Genomic DNA, 18,644 nt, shown 5'->3' on the forward strand with positions numbered 1-18,644 from the left:
AATTCAACCGCTAGCAGTTGACAGTGTCATTTTTCATATGATAAAGTTAAGTTTGTAAAATTCGTTAAATAAAAACTTAACAAACTTAACGGAGGGATACTGATGGAAGCTGTAAACCGATTATCTCGTCGCCAATTCATTGATGGTGAATGGGTTGAGAGTAGTAATAAAGCGACACGTGAAATAATTAATCCTTATAATCAAGAAGTCATTTTAGAGGTGGCAGAAGGAACTGAAGCAGATGTGGAACGTGCCATTCTCGCAGCAAGGCGTGCATTTGACGAAGGGACTTATGCGAACGAAACTGGTGAAGCAAAAGGGCAAAAAGTACGTGCCATTGCGGACAAAATTAAAGAAAATCGCGAAGAATTAGCTTATTTAGAAACATTAGATACTGGTAAAACGTATGAAGAATCATTAGTGGATATGGATGACATTCATAACGTGTTTATGTATTTTGCAGGTTTAGCGGATAAAGACGGTGGCGAATTAATCAACTCACCGATTGAAAATACAGAAAGTAAAATTGTGAAAGAACCGATTGGGGTTGTAACACAAATTACACCTTGGAACTATCCGTTATTACAGGCATCATGGAAAATCGCACCAGCATTAGCAACAGGTTGTTCACTTGTGATGAAGCCAAGTGAAATTACACCGTTAACAACGATTCGTGTATTTGAATTAATGGAAGAGGTTGGTTTTCCTAAAGGTGTCATCAATTTAGTACTCGGTGCCGGTTCTGAAATTGGAGATGTATTGTCATCACATCCTGAAGTGGACTTAGTATCATTCACGGGTGGTATTAAGACAGGTAAGCATATTATGAAAAAAGCTGCAGATCATGTGACAAACATTGCGCTTGAATTAGGCGGTAAAAATCCAAACATTATTTTTGATGACGCGGACTTTGAACTTGCGGTAGACCAAGCGTTAAATGGCGGCTTTTTCCATGCTGGTCAAGTATGTTCAGCCGGTTCACGTATTATCGTCCATAACGCTATTAAAGACAAATTTGAAGCAGCACTCATTGAAGCTGTGAAAAAAATCCGATTAGGTAACGGTTTTGACAAATCTACTGAACTCGGACCACTCATTTCAGCAGAACACCGTGCCAAAGTTGAAGGTTATATGGAAGTCGCAAAAGAAGATGGTGCTACCATTGCGGTTGGCGGTCAACGTCCAGAACGTGAAGACTTACAAAACGGCTTTTTCTTTGAGCCAACTGTGATCACAAACTGTGACACTTCTATGCGTATTGTTCAAGAAGAAGTATTCGGACCTGTCGTGACAGTGGAAGGCTTTGATACAGAAGAAGAAGCGATCCGTTTAGCGAACGACTCCATTTACGGACTTGCAGGTGGCGTCTTTACGAAAGATATTGGTAAAGCTCAACGCGTCGCAAGCAAAATGAAAATGGGTACCGTTTGGATTAATGATTTCCATCCTTATTTCGCGCAAGCGCCATGGGGTGGCTATAAACAATCAGGTATCGGCCGTGAGTTAGGTCATCAAGGTCTAGAAGAATATTTAGAAACGAAACATATTTTAATGAATACCAATCCGGAACCCGTGAAATGGTTTAGCCAATCTTAAAATCCGAGAGACATCAGTGTGAAAACGGATTGATAAGAAGGTCATGATTCACATCACGCACCGACAATCACGACATATCATGACTTTTTGTACATAAAAAGACGAGAAAATACAAAGTTATGGAGGAGTTTTTGTTATGAGTAAAGCGTACGATAAAATGTATGACTATATCATTATCGGCGGCGGTAGTGCTGGGTCAGTTTTAGGTGCACGTTTAAGCGAAGACAAAGATAAAAAGGTATTGGTCCTTGAAGCGGGACGTAGTGATTACCCATGGGACTTATTAATTCAAATGCCTGCCGCGTTAATGTATCCATCTGGCAATCGTTTTTATGACTGGAAATATGAAACAGACGGCGAACCGCATATGGGTGGCCGTAAAGTGTTCCATACACGTGGTAAAGTGTTAGGTGGTTCAAGTTCAATTAACGGCATGATTTATCAACGTGGGAATCCATTAGACTATGAAAAATGGGGTCAACCAGAAGGCATGGACACATGGGATTACGCACACTGTCTACCTTACTTCAAACGCTTAGAAACAACATTCGGCGCAGATGCGGATGATCCGATTCGTGGTTTAAACGGTCCGATCAAATTACGTCGTGGTCCAGCTGATAACCCATTATTCCACGCCTTTTTCGATGCCGCTGTCGAAGCAGGTTATAGAAAAACAAAAGACGTGAATGGGTTCCGTCAAGAAGGCTTCGGTCCATTTGATAGCCAAATCCATAACGGTCGTCGTGTATCGGCTTCACGTGCTTATTTACGTCCAGCGATGAAACGACCTAATTTAACAGTAAAAACACGCGCATTTGTAGAAAAATTGCATTTCGATGGCAACACAGTGACAGGTGTGACATACAAACGTAACGGTCGCTTACACAAAGTGCTTGCGAAAGAAGTGATTTTATCTGGTGGCGCGTTCAATACACCACAATTATTACAACTGTCAGGTATTGGTGATTCAGAACATTTACGTTCACTTGGTATCGAACCACGTATTCACTTACCAGGTGTGGGTGAAAACTTTGAAGACCATTTAGAAGTTTACATTCAACATACGTGTAAAGAACCAGTATCGATGCAACCAAGTTTAAACAAACTCAAAATGCCGTTCATCGGTTTAGAATGGCTCACACGCCGTACAGGTGCAGTGGCAAGTAACCACTTTGAAGGTGGCGGCTTCGTGCGCTCAAATGATGAAGTAGATTATCCAAACTTAATGTTCCACTTCTTACCATTAGCTGTACGTTATGATGGTCAAAAAGCAGAAACGGCTCATGGCTATCAAGTGCACGTTGGCCCAATGTATTCTAACTCTCGCGGTAGTTTAAAAATTACGTCAACGAATCCGTATGTGAAACCGAAATTCGTCTTTAACTACTTATCAACAGAAGAAGATAAGCGCGAATGGGTAGAAGCCATTCGTGTCGCACGTAATATTTTAAAACAACCTGCATTAGACAAATTTAACGGTGGCGAAATTTCACCAGGACCAAGTGTACAAACAGATGAAGAAATTTTAGACTGGGTCCGTCGTGATGCCGAAACAGCCCTACACCCATCATGTAGTGCGAAAATGGGTCCAGCGAGTGATCCAATGGCAGTGGTAGATCCACTAACAATGAAAGTTCATGGTATGGAAAACTTACGTGTTGTGGATGCATCCGTTATGCCAACAACGACAAACGGTAATATTCATTCACCGGTACTCATGTTAGCGGAAAAAGCAGCTGACATTATTCGTGGTAGACAACCATTAGAACCTGAATATGTGGATTATTATGTTCATGGTAAGAGTCACCCAGATGCAGGTGCGATTGATTAAGAGATGATACGAATAGCGATTGATTTTGAGATTGTTGCGACGATCTCAAGGTCAGTCGCTTTTTTTATTTGAGCACTGAAAATGGGGGTGAAGCAGTGGGTGTTTCACTGTTTTTAAGTGTAGTTTAAATGGCTGATACATATATGCCTGAACTATTCTGCATTTTGATTGCTTTCTTGGGCTTCGCTTTCCTAGGCGATAATCCTTCAACGCATCAACGTTTTGATCATACTGTCATATCAGTAGAAGCGTTGATGGATTTTCAAGATTATCTTATGCCTCAGGAGTCACGCCCAGAATAGCAATCAAAGAGACGGAGAAAATAACAATGCAGAATAGTACTTGGAATTTATGAAAGAAGCTTAAACAGTTAATCATGAGTTAAATCATTACATTCTTAAAATAAAAACCACAATCTTAAGGCCATCACATTTTATGATTGAAAGATAGCGTTGGTTTCCTTTATACCTCGGGAGTGTCGATCAGGTACGCAATCTATTGAATTGACCGAGCCGCCTACTAAAAAATTAAACCTATTTTCAGTTTCTTCTATATTAATAAAAAGGTAACAATTCCAAAGCTGTCATATTTTATAGTTGGATATGTAGGGGATAAGAATCTGCTTTTTGGAATAAGCTTTCCATGAAGTTTAAATTTCAATCGCTTATACTCACGCTTCTGATACAGAAAAGCGGTTGACTTAGAATTGCCTAATGTGTATAATAATGCAATATAAAGAATAAATAATCAAAAAAAGGTGTGATGAAGATGGGACGTATACAACGACTTTAAAACAATTGGAGACTTTTAAAGGAAAGAGCTTTTTGAAAACAAAGGACTATGATGCTGAAGCTTTAATGACGTTAATTGATTTTTCGATGGAGTTAAAACATAAGAAGCAGCATCACTTGCCACATCCATTTTTGAAAGGGAAAAACATTGCGCTCATTTTTGAAAAGCCCTCTACACGAACAAGAGCGGCATTTAGTGTAGCGGCGCATGATTTAGGTGCACATGTGGATTACTATGAAAAAGGGGATATCCATCTAGGGGTCAAAGAATCGATTGCCGATACAGCACAAGTTTTTGGACGAATGTATGATGGTATCGAGTTTCGTGGCTACCACCAGTCAGATGTAGAACAGTTAAGTCAACATTCGGGTGTGCCTGTATGGAATGGTTTAACGAATGAATGGCATCCAACACAAATGATTGCGGACTTCATGACCATTAAAGAACATTTTGGTACATTAGAAAATTGCACATTAACGTATGTCGGTGATGCTTCAAACAATGTGGCACATGATTTACTCGTGACAGGGGTGATGTTAGGTGTCAACGTTCACATCGCCGCACCAGAAAATTTACAACCGCATCCCGATATTCAAGCCATTGCCAAACATTATGCACAACAATCAGGCGCGAATATCATGATTACTGAAAATGTCCAACAAGCCGTCTATCATACGGATGTACTCTATACAGACGTTTGGGTATCGATGGGGACAGATGAAAGCGAGTGGGGAACACGCATTGAAAACATGTTGCCTTATCAAATCAATGATGCCCTCCTCGTTCAAGCAGACAACCCAGACCTCATCGTTATGCATTGTTTACCAGCATTTCACAATTTAGAAACGACGACGAGTCAAAAACTTTATGACCAGTTCGGATTAGAAGCGTTAGAAATTACGGATGAAGTCTTCAACGGTCCAAGTTCCGTCGTCTTTGAACAAGCAGAAAACCGTTTGCACGCCATCAAAGCTATCATGGCCGCAACACTCGGCGACCTGTTTTAGATAAAAGCAATAATAAAAAACCCATGCCAATGTATTAAACGCATTGGCGTGGGTTTTAATCGTATTAAAAAAAGATATGGATGCTTGGCGAGTATCTGTTCTTTGTCCCTTCATTCAATATGGCAAGAACCAACAAGAGGCTTGGGGGAAGAGAAAAATAAAAATCTTATGCGTTATATTGTGACCTTGATGCGATTGCAACCCGAGCTTGGAAGTACAGCGCATCAAGCATTAGTATAAGCACATCCTACCATTCCTCGATATCCTGACGTTCACCTTTAAAATTATTGCGTTTCTCATGACGTTCTCCCAACAACGCTTCGATTTCCGCAAACGTCACATCTTGTGCTTGCAGTAACACGAACAAGTGATACAATACATCCGCACTTTCCGCAATTAATTCATCACGATCATCTTTCATCGCCGCAATCACGACTTCAAATGCTTCTTCACCAAACTTCTTCGTGATTTTCTCTTTACCTTCATTGAGTAAGTACTGTGTATACGAACCACTCTCTGCTTCCTGTGCACGTGTCGCAACCGTTTCTTCAAGTTGTTGTACTCTAAAGCCGCTTTCTGTTCCAAAACAACTTTGCGCGCCGGTGTGACATGTCGGGCCCATTGGTTCTACAAACAGCAATAATGTATCTTGATCGCAATCTAAATACATCGCTTTCACTTTTTGAATGTGCCCAGACGATTCGCCTTTTTTCCATAGACGACCTTTGGAGCGAGAATAAAACCAAGCGACTTCTTCCTCAACCGTTTTTTGGAACGCTTCTTCGTTCATATAACCTAACATCAACACTTGTTTCGTATCCACATCTTGTAAAATGACAGGGAGTAATCCTTTTGAAAAATCTGGTTTTAAGGCCATCTGACAGGCACACCTCCATTTTCGAGTTCTTGTTTAATTTCGTGTACAGTCGTTTCTTTGTCGTGTAAAATGCTCGCCGCAAGTCCTGCTGAGACAGGGGTTTGCGTGAAAAGTTCGGTAAAGTGACGTGCATTGCCACCACCACCCGACGCGATAATCGGAATATTGACACGTTCGGCGATGCCATTCAAATGTTTAAGGTCAAAGCCTTGTTTCATCCCATCAAAATCCATGCTTGTGACGAGAAGCTCACCTGCACCGAGAGATTCGACTTCTTGGACCCAGTCATATACCCGTTTATCAGTGCGCTTTTTACCGCCGTGTGTACAGCAGAAATAATCATCTAACTCTGGATCATATTGACTGTCAATCGCGATACAGATGCATTGTCGTCCAAACTTTTCGCTCGCTTGACGAATCAGTTCAGGGTTATTGAGCGCTGCCGAATTGAGTGACACTTTGTCGGCACCATGTTTTAACAAATCAGAAATATCATCGAGTGAAGCAATCCCGCCACCCACCGTTAAAGGGATAAACAGCTGTTCGGCAGTTTGTTGGATAATGTCTAACGTTAAAGCATGGCCTCGTTCCGTTTTGGAAATATCTAGAAAGACGAGTTCATCCGCACCGGCTTCGTTATAGTACATGGCTAAATCAACGGGATCACCGATGTCTCTTAACCCTTTAAATTGAATGCCTTTCACGACACGGCCATCTTTGACATCAAGGCAAGGAATAATGCGTTTTTTAATCAACTTAATCCCTCCCAAAATGTACTTTGGTTCGCTGCTTTACCTACAATCGCTGCAGTGACACCTGAAGCTTCAAGTTTTTCAAGATCTTGTTGATCACGAATGCCTCCTGATGCGATAACAGGTAAACTTGTCTCTTGAGCAAGTTGTGCCGTGATTTCAAAGTTCGGACCTGCTAATTTACCATCTTTAGAAATGTCAGTATAAATGATGCCGCCTAAAGGTAAATCTTCAATTTCAGCGACATATTCAAATAAGTCTATTGCTGCGTCTTCTGTCCAACCGTTAATTTTAATGGCTGTTCGATACGCATCGACGGACACATAAATTTTCCCGGGAAATAACTGACTCATTTCAGCAAGCCACATTGTATTCGTAATCGCTTGTGTACCGACGATACAGTAGTCAACACCTGAATCAAAATAACGACGAAGTGTTGCCTCATCACGAATCCCGCCACCGACTTCAATCGGTTTGTCACTCGCTTGAATGAGTTGTTGAATATAATCCATTTCAATCGCGCGTTGAGCTTTAGCACCGATGAGGTCGATAATGTGAATACGGTCGACACTGTTGAATTGATTGTAAAATTGAATACTCTCTTCTGCACTTCTCGTCATCGCTTCAGAAGTGTTGTAATCTCCTTCAGTGAGGCGTACACTTTTGCCTTCAATTAAATCAATGGCAGGCCAAATTTTAATCATGTTGCCATCCTCCTTTTAATGCTTGTGCTAATATCTCCAAGCCGTAATCACCACTTTTTTCTGGGTGGAATTGAATGCCGATATACTGACCGCGTTGGACGATACCTGGAATTTGTGTGCCGTAATCTGTATATGCGACGACATCATCGTTCATCGGCGCTTGGTATGTGTGCACATAATAGACATCTTTATCTAAGCCAGGGACGTCACTCTTTAACTGATTCCAACCGAGGTGCGGCACAGTGTAAGGCGTCTCAATGGCACGTACATGGTCTTCAAAAAAGCCGAGTCCTGGGACATGACCTTCTTCGCTAAAGGCATAAAGGAGTTGCATCCCGAGACAAATGCCGATGATGGGTTTTTGTTGTCTTTTGAGTAAAGGTGCCAACGCATAACGGTCGATGGCTTGCATGGCATCTTTAAAATGACCGACACCAGGTAAAATGAGCTGATCGGCACGTTCAATGACTTCTGGATCACGGGAGACGACGACATCATACCCGAGATGTTGCACGGCGCGTTGGACATTTAAAATATTGCCTAAACCGTAATCTACAATAACAATCATGATTCAATCACACCTTTAGATGAAGGGATGCGTGCTTCTTCTGATGGACGCAACGCTTGTTTTAAGGCGCGAGCGAATGCTTTGAATATCGCTTCAATCTCATGATGTGTATTGCCTTGGTGCAGTAAATCGATGTGCACAGTGAGGCGGGCATTAATGACGAACGCTCTGAAAAACTCTTCTACCAACTCTGTATCAAACTGACCGACTTTTTCCTTACTGAATTGCGCATTAAAGTTCAAATAAGGGCGTCCACTGATATCGACAACGGCACGGGCTAACGTTTCATCCATCGGTAAATATTGTTGGCCATAACGTTCGAAATGCTTTTTATCACGCGTCAATTGTAACAACAGCTGACCAAGTACAATACCGATATCTTCCGTCGTATGGTGGTCATCTACCCATGTATCGCCATCTACATCAATATTTAAGTGAAGGCCACTGTGAAAGCTAAAAAGTGTTAACATATGATCTAAAAAGCCGACGCCCGTATCAATATGACTCGTTTCTTGAGATTCTGAAAGTTCAATCGCAATTTTCGTCTCTTTCGTTTCACGGTTAATTTGATATGTCATTTTGTTCACTCCATTCTTTGACCACTTGTTCAAAGCGGTCTAACTGTGCATCTGTCGCAATCGAATAACGGACAAAGCCTGCCATGACTTCTTCAGATGGTGCATTGTAAAAGCGCGGAAGAAAGCCGTGCTGTTCCACATAACGCCCGAGTGCCATTGCTTGAGGTCCTGCTGTTAACACAAAATTCGTTTCACTCGGATAAATCGTCATATGTGGACTGGCATATTGTTGTAAAATGGCTTTCAAACGTGTGCTCAAGTGGCGTTGATGTGCAACAAATGCTTCTGTGTCTGCTTGGTTTTCAAATAATTGAATACCGACTGCCATTGTGAGTGCACTGAGCGGGTAAGGGTGTTCAATTTGTCGAACGTGCTGAATCGTCTTTTCAGTGCTGATTAACACACCGAGTCGTAAGCCTGCCATCGCATAAGCTTTCGACAATGTGCGCATGACCAAAATGTGATCTTCTAACGCAATATCGAGCGGTGTCGAAAAATCAATATACGCTTCATCAATGACGAGATAGCTTCCGAGTTGTTTCATGCGATCGGCAATGGCCAGCAAATAACTTTCATCAAAACGGTGGCCCGTTGGATTGTGCGGATTGCTTAAAATGAAGAAACTTGGTTGTACCGCTTCAATTTTCTCCAATACGCTTTCAAGTGGAAAAGATAGTTCTGGCGTAGCATCCACAAATTGAATATCACGGTTCACTTGGTGCGCGTAATCTTGGTACATGAAAAAGTCTGGATTAAGCGTTAAACATGGACCGTCCGGCATGATGAGCATTAATTTTTGAATCAGTTCATCAGAGCCGTTACCGCAAGTGATTTGTGCAGGGGTAAAGGTGTCACCATAATACTTTGCATAAGCGGTAAGGAAGCGGTCATATGCCACGTCCGGATAGTGGTGGTAGTCACACTGTTCAATCAGGTCTGCAAGTATCTCTGTCGGTAGCGGCTTGATTGGACTTTCATTTTTATTCATGCGAATCATGCGTCGTCACCTCTTTGTCTGATTTCTAATGATTTTTGGTGGTGATACAGTTGTTCATCTTGGGCAATACGTGCAGCATCTCGATATGTCTTTTTATATGTTGGTTGTGCCAAGTGGATGACCGTATGTTTCGTTAAAAAGTCATTCACAGATAATCCGTGTTGAAAGCGTGCTGTCCGTTGTGTAGGTAAGACATGGCTAGGTCCCGCAATATAGTCCCCAATCGCTTCAGGTGCATACCCGCCTAAGAAAAGACTACCCACGTAATGAATGTGTGGTAAATAATCTTCCGGTTGTGCCGTTTGAATCGATGCATGCTCTGGTGCAATGGTATTCATCAACTGACAACTGTCTTCAAAATCAGTCGCGTGAATAAGATAGTGGTGTTCTGTCAAACTGACCTTTAAAATGTCATAGCGTGGAACATCTTTAAGAGATTCTTGAATCTGTATTTCTAATCTTTCAAGTAATGCTAAATCCGTTGAAATGACAAAAGTACGCGCCATTTCATCATGTTCTGCTTGGGCAAAGACATCATAGACAATCGCATCTAAATCACACGTGTCATCAATAATCAATGCAATTTCACTCGGCCCTGCGATTTGATCGATACCGACTTCTCCGTACAATGCCTTTTTCGCATAAGATACATATTGATTGCCTGGACCGACTATTTTGTCGACTTTCGGAATAGTCTCTGTGCCATAAGCAAGTGCAGCAATACTTTGTGCACCACCGACTTGATAGACATGATCGACACCGACGATGTGACATGCGGCGAGTACACTTGGTGCAATGCCATTCGGTTGCGGCGGTGTCACGACACTCAGATTTTTAACCCCCGCGACTTTCGCAAGTGTTGCTGTCATTAATACAGTTGAAGGGTAGCTCGCCTTTCCACCTGGGACGTATACACCGACACGTTCAATCGGATGATACACTTCATAAAGTTCAGGTGTCGCATATTGGTTTTCGTATTTAATCTGTGTTTGATAATCTCGAATTCTTTGGAAACTATGTTCGAGTGCGTGACGTAAATCTTCATCTATATGGTGATATGCTGCTTCAATGTCAGCTTGTGGCACTTCTAGCATCTCTACAGTCACACCATCAAACTGTTCATTGTAATCCAATAATGCGCGGTCACCTTCACGTCGGACACGGTCACAAATGGCTGTCACTTGTGCGTGGATTTCAGGATTAAAGGTTTCCGTCGTTTCAAATTGTTGTAAAAATGTTTGGCTATTAACGATCAATGAGCGACACTCCTAACATGTGTATAAATGCATCAATTTCTGATGATTGCGTGAAAAAACTTTGGCGGTTCGTAATCAGTTGCGCTTGAATATCCGCAATATGCTCTTTTTCAACGAGTCCATTCGAGCGTAACGTTGTGCCTGTTTGAACGATGTCAACAATGCCGTCGACCATGCCAATCACACAAGCAAGTTCAATTGAGCCGGATAATTCAATCAGTTCAACGTCACGACCGGTTGCTTTAAAATAATCTCCTGCCGTCTTAGGGAAAGAGGTTGCTACTTTACGATAGTCCTTCGTCTCGTCAAACGCTGCAACTGAAAAGTGACATTGGCCAAAAGGTAGGGCCAGCAGTTGATTGACGTCGTATTGCATTTCATTGAGAATGTCACTCCCTGTAATGCCTATATCTGCAATACCTTGCTCGACGTAGATAGGGACGTCATTCCCTTTGACGAATAAAAAATGAAATTGTGGTGTTTTAATTTGTAGTTGGCGTTCTCTTGATTTTAATTGTGTCGCCAAGTCGTGTTGACCTTGTGATTCTAAATAGGCAATAAAACTTTTCAGTAGGCGACCTTTAGCTAATGCGATTGTAAGCACAGCGATTCCTCCTCGTTATAATGTTAAGCCCAAACCGAATCCCTCTAGTGGGCCGTTGTAATAGCCGCCTGATAACGTTCGACCACTTTCTTTTAAATATGCGTGAATAAAAGTGTCTTTATAGTAGGAACGCGGTGGCTGAGGTGTAATGTCAAGATGAATCATGTCGATATGAAGGGATTTGAAATACGTCTGCCAACGATTCAAACTGCGAATGATGACATGATCGTGTGGATAAAGTGTATTTAAAAGTTCGAGCTGTTGATGTGTTGGTGTAAGTAGTAAACGTACGAGCGGATGACTAATGCCGAGCGCGGACTTTAGCGCTGAAATATTCCGCTGTTCTACCCATTTGAGTAACTGTGTACGTTCTGTTTGGTGCTCTAATAACAAATCAATCAGTTGATAATGTCCAATCACGACATATTGTATTTCATCTTGAAGTTGCTGCTCGATAAACTGTTGGAACGTCTCAAAGGCATGGTACATTTCTTGAATATGCGGCTGATAACATTCCAAACCGAGCTGCGTGTGCACGTGTTGATGTCGCACAATCGGCCCTGTGTACGCAACAGCCTGATGCGTTAATGGATAATGTTGATAATAGCGAACGAGTTGGTCAGTAAAATCATTACGCAATGCAAACAATGTGTCGTTAGTTTGCCATACACTTCGCTCTTTCATCTGTTTCAAATCGTCTGGAGAAAGCTCATCCCAAACTAATGTTTCAATAAACGCGGTATCAATTGGCTCAAAATTCTTTGACGCCGCTAATTGTAAAAAGTCAATTTCATATTGTTTATCTTGTATGAAACGTTGTACCATAAATGCCCCTCGCTTTCGTTCTCTACCAAGTTAAAGTGTTTGAATAGAATATGACAATGGTAGCACAGAGATTTTCAGATTTCAACATATTTTTCTGAATATTTTATTTTTATAAAAGATTACGGTGACTATGAACTGTGACACGAAACGGTTTAAAAATAGACACATTTATTGGTCAATCTTTCCGTGCCATAGTAGTCTAAGTACGGTAAATGTTGTATTATATTAAATCCAATCCTATCGTAATTGACTCAAAATAAAAAAATCGTATTTTGAAGCATCTAATTGTATAATTGAGATGGTCAAGAAATTATATAAATAAGGAGCGTTTCGTATGAATTTCGAAAAATATATTGATCACACGTTGTTAAAACCAGAATCAACACGTGCACAAATTGATAAAATTATTGAGGAAGCAAAAACTTATCACTTCAAATCAATTTGTATTAATCCAACACATATCGCTTATGCTGCGGAAAAATTAGCAGATTCAGACGTACTTGTATGTACAGTGATTGGTTTCCCATTAGGTGCGAACACTACGGAAACAAAAGTATTTGAAACAGAAGATGCGATCCGTAAAGGTGCAGACGAAATTGATATGGTTATCAACATTGGCGCAATGAAAGATCAACGCTATGATGACGTACAAAAAGATATTGAAGCGGTTGTGAAAGCAGCACAAGGTAAAACAGTTAAGGTGATTATCGAAACTGCACTTTTAACTGATGAAGAAAAAGTGAAAGCGTCTGAATTAACGAAAGCAGCAGGTGCACACTTTGTTAAAACATCAACAGGCTTCTCAACAGGTGGAGCGACACCTGAAGACGTGAAGTTAATGAAAGATACAGTCGGTGAATCAGTAGAAGTCAAAGCTGCTGGTGGCGTACGTAACTTAGAAGACTTCAAAGCGATGATTGACGCAGGTGCAACACGTATTGGTGCAAGTGCAGGCGTACAAATTATGCAAGGCTTAGAAGTAGATTCAGATTATTAATCCAGGAATTCAATATATGTGGGAGTGATTAAGATGACAGTACCTTTTCAACGCGTTCATTTAATTGTGATGGATTCAGTTGGGATTGGAGAGGGCCCAGACGCTAAAGACTTTAACGATGAAGGCTCACACACTTTAAAACATACACTTGAAGGGTTTGATCAAAAATTGCCGAACCTTGAAAAATTAGGTTTAGGTAACATTGCACCATTACCGGTCGTTGATGCCGTGGATCATCCTTCAGCGTATTATACAAAATTAAGTGAAGCGTCTGTCGGCAAAGATACAATGACAGGCCACTGGGAAATTATGGGCTTGAACATTATGCAACCGTTCAAAGTGTATCCAGAAGGTTTTCCAGAAGAATTAGTTCAAGAAATAGAACAGTTATCAGGTCGTAAAGTTGTCGCAAACCGTCCAGCATCCGGTACACAAATTATTGACGAGTGGGGCGAACATCAAATGAAGACAGGGGACTTAATCGTCTATACTTCTGCTGATCCTGTACTTCAAATCGCCGCACATGAGGATGTCATTCCTTTAGAAGAGTTATATGACATTTGTGAAAAAGTCCGTGAACTGACAAAAGACCCGAAATATTTAATTGGACGTATTATTGCGCGTCCATATGTCGGTGAACCTGGCAACTTCACACGTACAAGTAACCGTCATGACTATGCATTAAAGCCATTCGGTAAAACGGTCATGAATACGTTAAAAGATAATGATTATGACGTCATTGCGATTGGTAAAATTAACGACATTTATGATGGTGAAGGTGTGACAGAAGCGGTCCGCACGAAAAGTAATATGGACGGTATGGATCAATTAATGAAAATCGTCAACAAAGACTTCAAAGGTTTGAGCTTTTTGAACTTAGTTGACTTTGATGCTTTGTATGGTCACCGTCGTGATAAACCAGGTTATGCACAGGCGATTAAAGATTTTGACGATCGTCTGCCAGAATTGATGGATGCGATGCGTGAAGATGATTTGTTGATCATTACAGCAGACCATGGTAACGATCCAACAGCACCAGGTACGGATCATACACGTGAGTACATTCCAGTCATCATGTATAGTCCGAAGTTTAATGGCGGACATGCATTAGAAAGCGATACAACATTTAGTTCTATCGGTGCGACAATTGCCGATAACTTTGGAGTTGCGTTGCCAGAATTTGGACGTAGTTATTTGAACGAATTGAAATAATTAATTGAAGTGGCTGATACTTGTCAAAAGGTGTCAGCTACTTTTTTCTTTTAAGCTGTAAAATTGAAATAAGAGATATGAATGTCTATCGTTAAAAATTTGGAAAATCCAGTTTTTTAACAATAGGCATTTTTTATGAATATGAAAAAATTTACGACTAAGTACCAACCGTTCATTTTTTCAGAACCTAATTTATTACAATACATACGAACGTATTCTTAAATTGTAGATAATGAATATACAAAAATACAAATCATATAAAAAACTAATTAAAATTTTGAGGATATTGAGTTTGTATACATATTTCATATATACCGTCATGGAGTATGAAAAAGTATATATATCGACATAGATTTCAAAGATTAATATACACAAATTATTCTTTGAAAAGTCATGATACATAAAACAAATCCATATTATTTTTTATTAGATTAAAGAGGTTAAAAGTGATAAATAAACTTAAAATCCTTGTCATTCATATACTTACAAGAGGAATCTAAAAAAGTTAAACAAGAAATATGAGATAATATTAATTATTTAAGTTATATAAATGTGCGCTCCTTAAAAATAAAAAAATTTAGTTGTACAATGTAATGATTTAGTTTATTCTTTAATGCGTAGAACGATTTAATTTAATTAAGGAGATGATAATTTCATGAGAAAACCTAGAAAAAAGCGCGTTGATTTTTTACCTAACCGTCAAAATCGATACGCGATTCGTCGTTTTTCAGTAGGTACTGCGTCAATTCTTGTTGGTGCCACATTGATTTTTGGAATTCATTCAAATGATGCATCTGCAGCAATGGAAGACGCAACATCTCAAGAAGCACAAGCATCGAATGAAAGTGCCAATAGTACAGAGGAAGTAGCAACAAACGAAGAAGCGACAACAGAAGAAAAATCAGTAGAAGCACCAACAAATGAAGAAGCGACAACAGAAGAAAAATCAGTAGAAGTACCAACAAATGAAGAAGCAACTACAGACGAAAAATCAGTAGGAGCACCAACAAACGAAGAGGCGACAACAGAAGAGAAATCAGTAGAAGTACCAACAAATGAAGAAGCAACTACAGAAGAGAAATCAGTAGAAGCACCAACAAACGAAGAAGCAACTACAGAAGAGAAATCAGTAGAAGCACCAACAAACGAAGAAGCGACTACAGAAGAGAAATCAGTAGAAGCACCAACAAATGAAGAAGCGACTACAGAAGAGAAATCAGTAGAAGCGCCAACAAATGAAGAAGCAACATCTACAGAAACTCCTAAAAAGCAAGAAGAATCCTCAACGCAAGAAAATCCAACAGCAACTACACCAGAAGAACAATTTTCAAACGATTACGATAAGTTAACATCAACAGAAGAAAAAACAAACTACACACGTGACTATCTGACTCAAAACACAAACCTTTCAGCAGAACAAGTTGATGCGACAGTTGAACGTTTAAATTTAGATAATGAAAATGCGACAGCACAAGATGTGTATTTTGCATTACTTAAAGACTTAGCTGATCAACAAGATGCTTTACTTCCACAAGTTGCGTTTTTCGCAGCAAGAAATTCTGAGTTAACAAATGAAGAGTCTATTGCTTTAAGCGAGAATAATCCAATGTTCCGTGCGGCGTTGGCGAATAGTGCTTCTGGTAATGATGTGGTCTCAGAAGAAGATAATATTATTGTGGCAGATGCACTTGCGAATGGTTACATCAACTCAACAACTGATGCAACCAATGCGAAAAATACTTTATCAGGACGTGCATGGATTGCAGATACAGGGACACCAGCAACAACTTCAAACGGTTTAACTGCAGTTCCAGAAGGCACAAAAGTATATATGCAATGGATTGATAATGATGGTGCAACATCACCAGTTTATCAAGCAAGCACAACAAATAAATTAAGTTCAAGTGATGGTAACCAAGTAGGACCGGGTGCTTATGCATTTGATTTACGTGAAGCATGGGTAGATTCAAAAGGAAAATCGCATAGATATAATGCGACAAGTGGTCAATACTACCGTCTTTGGATTGATGACTTTAAAACTGCAGATGGTAATACAGCGACAATGTTACGTCAAGCAGGTGGATTCTTCCCTAGTTCTTATGTTAACTCGGTAACAGGTAACAATATTGGTCAGTTCCCAACAATTGGTACGAACATGCAAAGAACAGGTATCTTTATGGCTGTTGTTCCTTCAAACAATTACTTGACTACAGATACGAGTAAGTGGATTCAAGATAATGAGGGCACGATATCCAATCCTGCCGTAACAAGTAAAGGTGAATTTGTCAGTGGTAGAGTATGGTCTGAAACAGGATCAGGTGACTATGCAAACTCTGCAACAGGTCCAAACTTTAACTCAGGCGATATTGCACGTGAAGGTTATCAAGTTGTAATGTCTTCACTAACCGATACAGGTGCAAAAGCATACAAAGCACAAGTGGACGCTTTACCAACAGAACAACAAGCAGAGGCAGCACATCGATTACTTACTGAACATCCAGAATTTATTTCTGCGACAGTGACTGGTAGAACAGATGCAGATGGTAAGTACACATTGCGCTTCCCATCAGGTTCATTAAATAAAGACTATCTCTATGGTTATGTTTTAGATAATCAAGGCAACTTAGTTAAAGGTTACTCAGCATTTACGTCACCATTATTCCGTGCACCAAATGACAACTTATCATTTGTACCACAAACAGCGCCATACCATAGACCGGCAAAAAATGCGTGGTTAAATGTTAACTTTGCGCTTGTAGAAACAATTAAAACAAATATTGACATTACAAACTATGATGTCACAACGAATCCAGCGAAACGTGGGGATACAGCTAAAATCGATGTAACATCTACAGCCTTGTCACCACTACCTACTCATGTGGAGTGGAGAGATTCAAAAGGTAATGTCGTTCAAAAGAGTGGCGATGTAACTACAGTAGAAGAAGCTGAAGCGGCAGGAACATTTACAATTCCTGATGATGCGAAAACAGGTGAAATTTACACTGTTTATCTCGTTTCAGGTGGAAATGACATTGCAGCAGATTCTCTTCTAGTGCAAGTACAAGAAGATGCAGCAACACACGAACCTGTATATCCAACAACAACAGTTGAACAAGATCAAACAGTAACAATACCTACACCTACAAACGAAGATGGTTCAGCATTACCAAATGGTACAACTTTCACTGGTGGTAAAAATGTACCTGAATGGGCAACTGTTAATGAAGATGGTTCTATTTCAATTACACCAAATCAAGATGTGGAAAAAGGTAATTACAATGTGCCTGTTGTTGTCACATATCCAGATGGTTCAAAAGAAACAGTATTCGCACCGGTTTTAGTTAAAGAAGCTGTTCCAACTGCAGAACAATATGATCCAACAAGTGAAACAATCACTAAGGAATATGGTAGTGCTGCGACAGAAGATGAAGTGAAAGGCGCAGTAACAGTACCGAATTATCCAACAGATGGAGATCAACCAACAATTACAGTCGATGATCCGAGCCAAATTCCGAATGGCACACAAGAGGGTACAGTAGATGTTGGTGTAACAGTAACTTACCCAGATGGTTCAACTGATAAATTGACTGTTCCAGTGACTACAGGTAAACAAGCGGATAATGACAAGTACACACCGTCAACAACACCAATCACAAAAGATTTTGGTACAGGTGTATCAGAAGATGAAGTGAAAGGCGCAGTAACAGTACCGAACTATCCAACAGATGGAGATCAACCAACAATTACGATTGATGATCCAAGTCAATTGCCAAATGGTGAAACAGAAGGCACAACAGATGTAGGCGTAACTGTAGAATATCCGGATGGAACAACAGACCACATTACAGTACCAGTAACAATAGGTAAACAAGCGGATAATGATAAGTACACACCGTCAACAACACCAATCACAAAAGATTTTGGTACAGGTGTATCAGAAGATGAAGTGAAAGGCGCAGTAACAGTACCGAACTATCCAACGGATGGAGATCAACCAACAATTACGATTGATGATCCAAGTCAATTACCAAATGGTGAAACAGAAGGC

At 40.3% G+C, this 18,644-nt stretch carries 16 protein-coding genes; 7 read left to right on the forward strand and 9 right to left on the reverse strand.

Going from position 1 to position 18,644, the window contains the following annotated elements; all coding sequences use genetic code 11:
* The first annotated feature begins 102 nt into the window (after positions 1 to 102).
* The 4 genes from betB (at position 103) to argF (ending at position 5,226) form a co-directional block, all read left to right on the forward strand.
* Positions 103 to 1,596 carry a betaine-aldehyde dehydrogenase gene (betB, locus tag CCE82_RS08220; protein ID WP_086428921.1) on the forward strand — a complete coding sequence of 498 codons (1,494 nt, stop codon included), beginning with the start codon at positions 103 to 105 and terminating at the stop codon, positions 1,594 to 1,596.
* 136 nt (positions 1,597 to 1,732) lie between these two features.
* Positions 1,733 to 3,427 carry a choline dehydrogenase gene (gene betA / locus CCE82_RS08225; RefSeq protein ID WP_086428922.1) on the forward strand — a complete coding sequence of 565 codons (1,695 nt, stop codon included), beginning with the start codon at positions 1,733 to 1,735 and terminating at the stop codon, positions 3,425 to 3,427.
* Between the two features lie 128 nt (positions 3,428 to 3,555).
* Positions 3,556 to 3,729: a hypothetical protein gene (locus tag CCE82_RS12970; protein ID WP_159454527.1), complete on the forward strand. Its 174-nt coding sequence runs from the start codon at positions 3,556 to 3,558 to the stop codon at positions 3,727 to 3,729.
* 495 nt (positions 3,730 to 4,224) lie between these two features.
* Positions 4,225 to 5,226, forward strand: coding sequence for an ornithine carbamoyltransferase (gene argF, locus CCE82_RS08230; protein WP_206184385.1), 1,002 nt, complete (start codon positions 4,225 to 4,227; stop codon positions 5,224 to 5,226).
* A gap of 247 nt (positions 5,227 to 5,473) precedes the next feature.
* Here the strand turns inward: argF and hisIE are convergent, their stop codons facing one another.
* The 9 genes from hisIE to CCE82_RS08275 are packed head-to-tail and all read right to left on the reverse strand — an operon-like array spanning position 5,474 to position 12,387.
* Positions 5,474 to 6,103: a bifunctional phosphoribosyl-AMP cyclohydrolase/phosphoribosyl-ATP diphosphatase HisIE gene (gene hisIE / locus CCE82_RS13355; protein ID WP_086428924.1), complete on the reverse strand. Its 630-nt coding sequence runs from the start codon at positions 6,101 to 6,103 to the stop codon at positions 5,474 to 5,476.
* Entirely contained in the window at positions 6,094 to 6,858 is a 765-nt protein-coding gene (gene hisF / locus CCE82_RS13360) for an imidazole glycerol phosphate synthase subunit HisF (protein WP_086428925.1), read from the reverse strand. The genes hisIE and hisF overlap by 10 nt, the downstream gene beginning before the upstream one ends.
* A complete protein-coding gene (hisA, locus tag CCE82_RS08245) occupies positions 6,855 to 7,559 on the reverse strand; it encodes a 1-(5-phosphoribosyl)-5-((5-phosphoribosylamino)methylideneamino)imidazole-4-carboxamide isomerase (RefSeq protein WP_086428926.1) in 705 nt (234 codons plus the stop codon). Before hisA ends, hisF begins: the two co-directional genes overlap by 4 nt.
* Complete coding sequence (gene hisH / locus CCE82_RS08250) at positions 7,552 to 8,127, reverse strand: imidazole glycerol phosphate synthase subunit HisH (RefSeq protein ID WP_086428927.1); 576 nt, start codon at positions 8,125 to 8,127, stop codon at positions 7,552 to 7,554. Before hisH ends, hisA begins: the two co-directional genes overlap by 8 nt.
* Positions 8,124 to 8,705 (reverse strand): imidazoleglycerol-phosphate dehydratase HisB, encoded by a 582-nt coding sequence (gene hisB / locus CCE82_RS08255; protein ID WP_086428928.1) that lies wholly within the window; start codon positions 8,703 to 8,705, stop codon positions 8,124 to 8,126. Before hisB ends, hisH begins: the two co-directional genes overlap by 4 nt.
* On the reverse strand, positions 8,689 to 9,702 hold the full coding sequence (locus CCE82_RS08260) for a pyridoxal phosphate-dependent aminotransferase (RefSeq protein ID WP_086428929.1): 1,014 nt from the start codon (positions 9,700 to 9,702) through the stop codon (positions 8,689 to 8,691). Before CCE82_RS08260 ends, hisB begins: the two co-directional genes overlap by 17 nt.
* On the reverse strand, positions 9,699 to 10,958 hold the full coding sequence (hisD, locus tag CCE82_RS08265; RefSeq protein ID WP_086428930.1) for a histidinol dehydrogenase: 1,260 nt from the start codon (positions 10,956 to 10,958) through the stop codon (positions 9,699 to 9,701). Before hisD ends, CCE82_RS08260 begins: the two co-directional genes overlap by 4 nt.
* Positions 10,948 to 11,562, reverse strand: a complete 615-nt coding sequence (gene hisG, locus CCE82_RS08270; protein WP_086428931.1) for an ATP phosphoribosyltransferase — start codon at positions 11,560 to 11,562, stop codon at positions 10,948 to 10,950. The genes hisD and hisG overlap by 11 nt, the downstream gene beginning before the upstream one ends.
* A 15-nt stretch (positions 11,563 to 11,577) precedes the next feature.
* Positions 11,578 to 12,387, reverse strand: coding sequence for an ATP phosphoribosyltransferase regulatory subunit (locus tag CCE82_RS08275; protein ID WP_086428932.1), 810 nt, complete (start codon positions 12,385 to 12,387; stop codon positions 11,578 to 11,580).
* A 334-nt stretch (positions 12,388 to 12,721) separates the two neighbouring features.
* Between CCE82_RS08275 and deoC the strand changes: the two genes are divergently transcribed.
* The 3 genes from deoC to CCE82_RS08290 all read left to right on the forward strand — a co-directional run.
* A complete protein-coding gene (gene deoC, locus CCE82_RS08280) occupies positions 12,722 to 13,384 on the forward strand; it encodes a deoxyribose-phosphate aldolase (RefSeq protein WP_086428933.1) in 663 nt (220 codons plus the stop codon).
* Positions 13,385 to 13,417: 33 nt separating this feature from the next.
* Complete coding sequence (gene deoB, locus CCE82_RS08285) at positions 13,418 to 14,596, forward strand: phosphopentomutase (protein ID WP_086428934.1); 1,179 nt, start codon at positions 13,418 to 13,420, stop codon at positions 14,594 to 14,596.
* Between the two features lie 655 nt (positions 14,597 to 15,251).
* Positions 15,252 to 18,644 (forward strand): Rib/alpha-like domain-containing protein (locus tag CCE82_RS08290; RefSeq protein WP_119184405.1); only part of this gene is annotated, 3,393 nt, incomplete at its 3' end.

Origin of the sequence: Staphylococcus cornubiensis (genome assembly GCF_900183575.1) — a bacterium.
GTDB lineage: Bacteria > Bacillota > Bacilli > Staphylococcales > Staphylococcaceae > Staphylococcus > Staphylococcus cornubiensis.

Excerpts from the sequence above, each read along its gene's own strand:
- betB (WP_086428921.1), top strand. The coding sequence starts at position 103 with ATGGAAGCTGTAAACCGATTATCTCGTCGCCAATTCATTGATGGTGAA.
- betA (WP_086428922.1), top strand. The coding sequence starts at position 1,733 with ATGAGTAAAGCGTACGATAAAATGTATGACTATATCATTATCGGCGGC.
- CCE82_RS12970 (WP_159454527.1), top strand. The coding sequence starts at position 3,556 with ATGGCTGATACATATATGCCTGAACTATTCTGCATTTTGATTGCTTTC.
- hisIE (WP_086428924.1), bottom strand. The coding sequence starts at position 6,103 with ATGGCCTTAAAACCAGATTTTTCAAAAGGATTACTCCCTGTCATTTTA.
- hisA (WP_086428926.1), bottom strand. The coding sequence starts at position 7,559 with ATGATTAAAATTTGGCCTGCCATTGATTTAATTGAAGGCAAAAGTGTA.
- hisH (WP_086428927.1), bottom strand. The coding sequence starts at position 8,127 with ATGATTGTTATTGTAGATTACGGTTTAGGCAATATTTTAAATGTCCAA.
- hisB (WP_086428928.1), bottom strand. The coding sequence starts at position 8,705 with ATGACATATCAAATTAACCGTGAAACGAAAGAGACGAAAATTGCGATT.
- CCE82_RS08260 (WP_086428929.1), bottom strand. The coding sequence starts at position 9,702 with ATGATTCGCATGAATAAAAATGAAAGTCCAATCAAGCCGCTACCGACA.
- CCE82_RS08275 (WP_086428932.1), bottom strand. The coding sequence starts at position 12,387 with ATGGTACAACGTTTCATACAAGATAAACAATATGAAATTGACTTTTTA.
- deoC (WP_086428933.1), top strand. The coding sequence starts at position 12,722 with ATGAATTTCGAAAAATATATTGATCACACGTTGTTAAAACCAGAATCA.
- deoB (WP_086428934.1), top strand. The coding sequence starts at position 13,418 with ATGACAGTACCTTTTCAACGCGTTCATTTAATTGTGATGGATTCAGTT.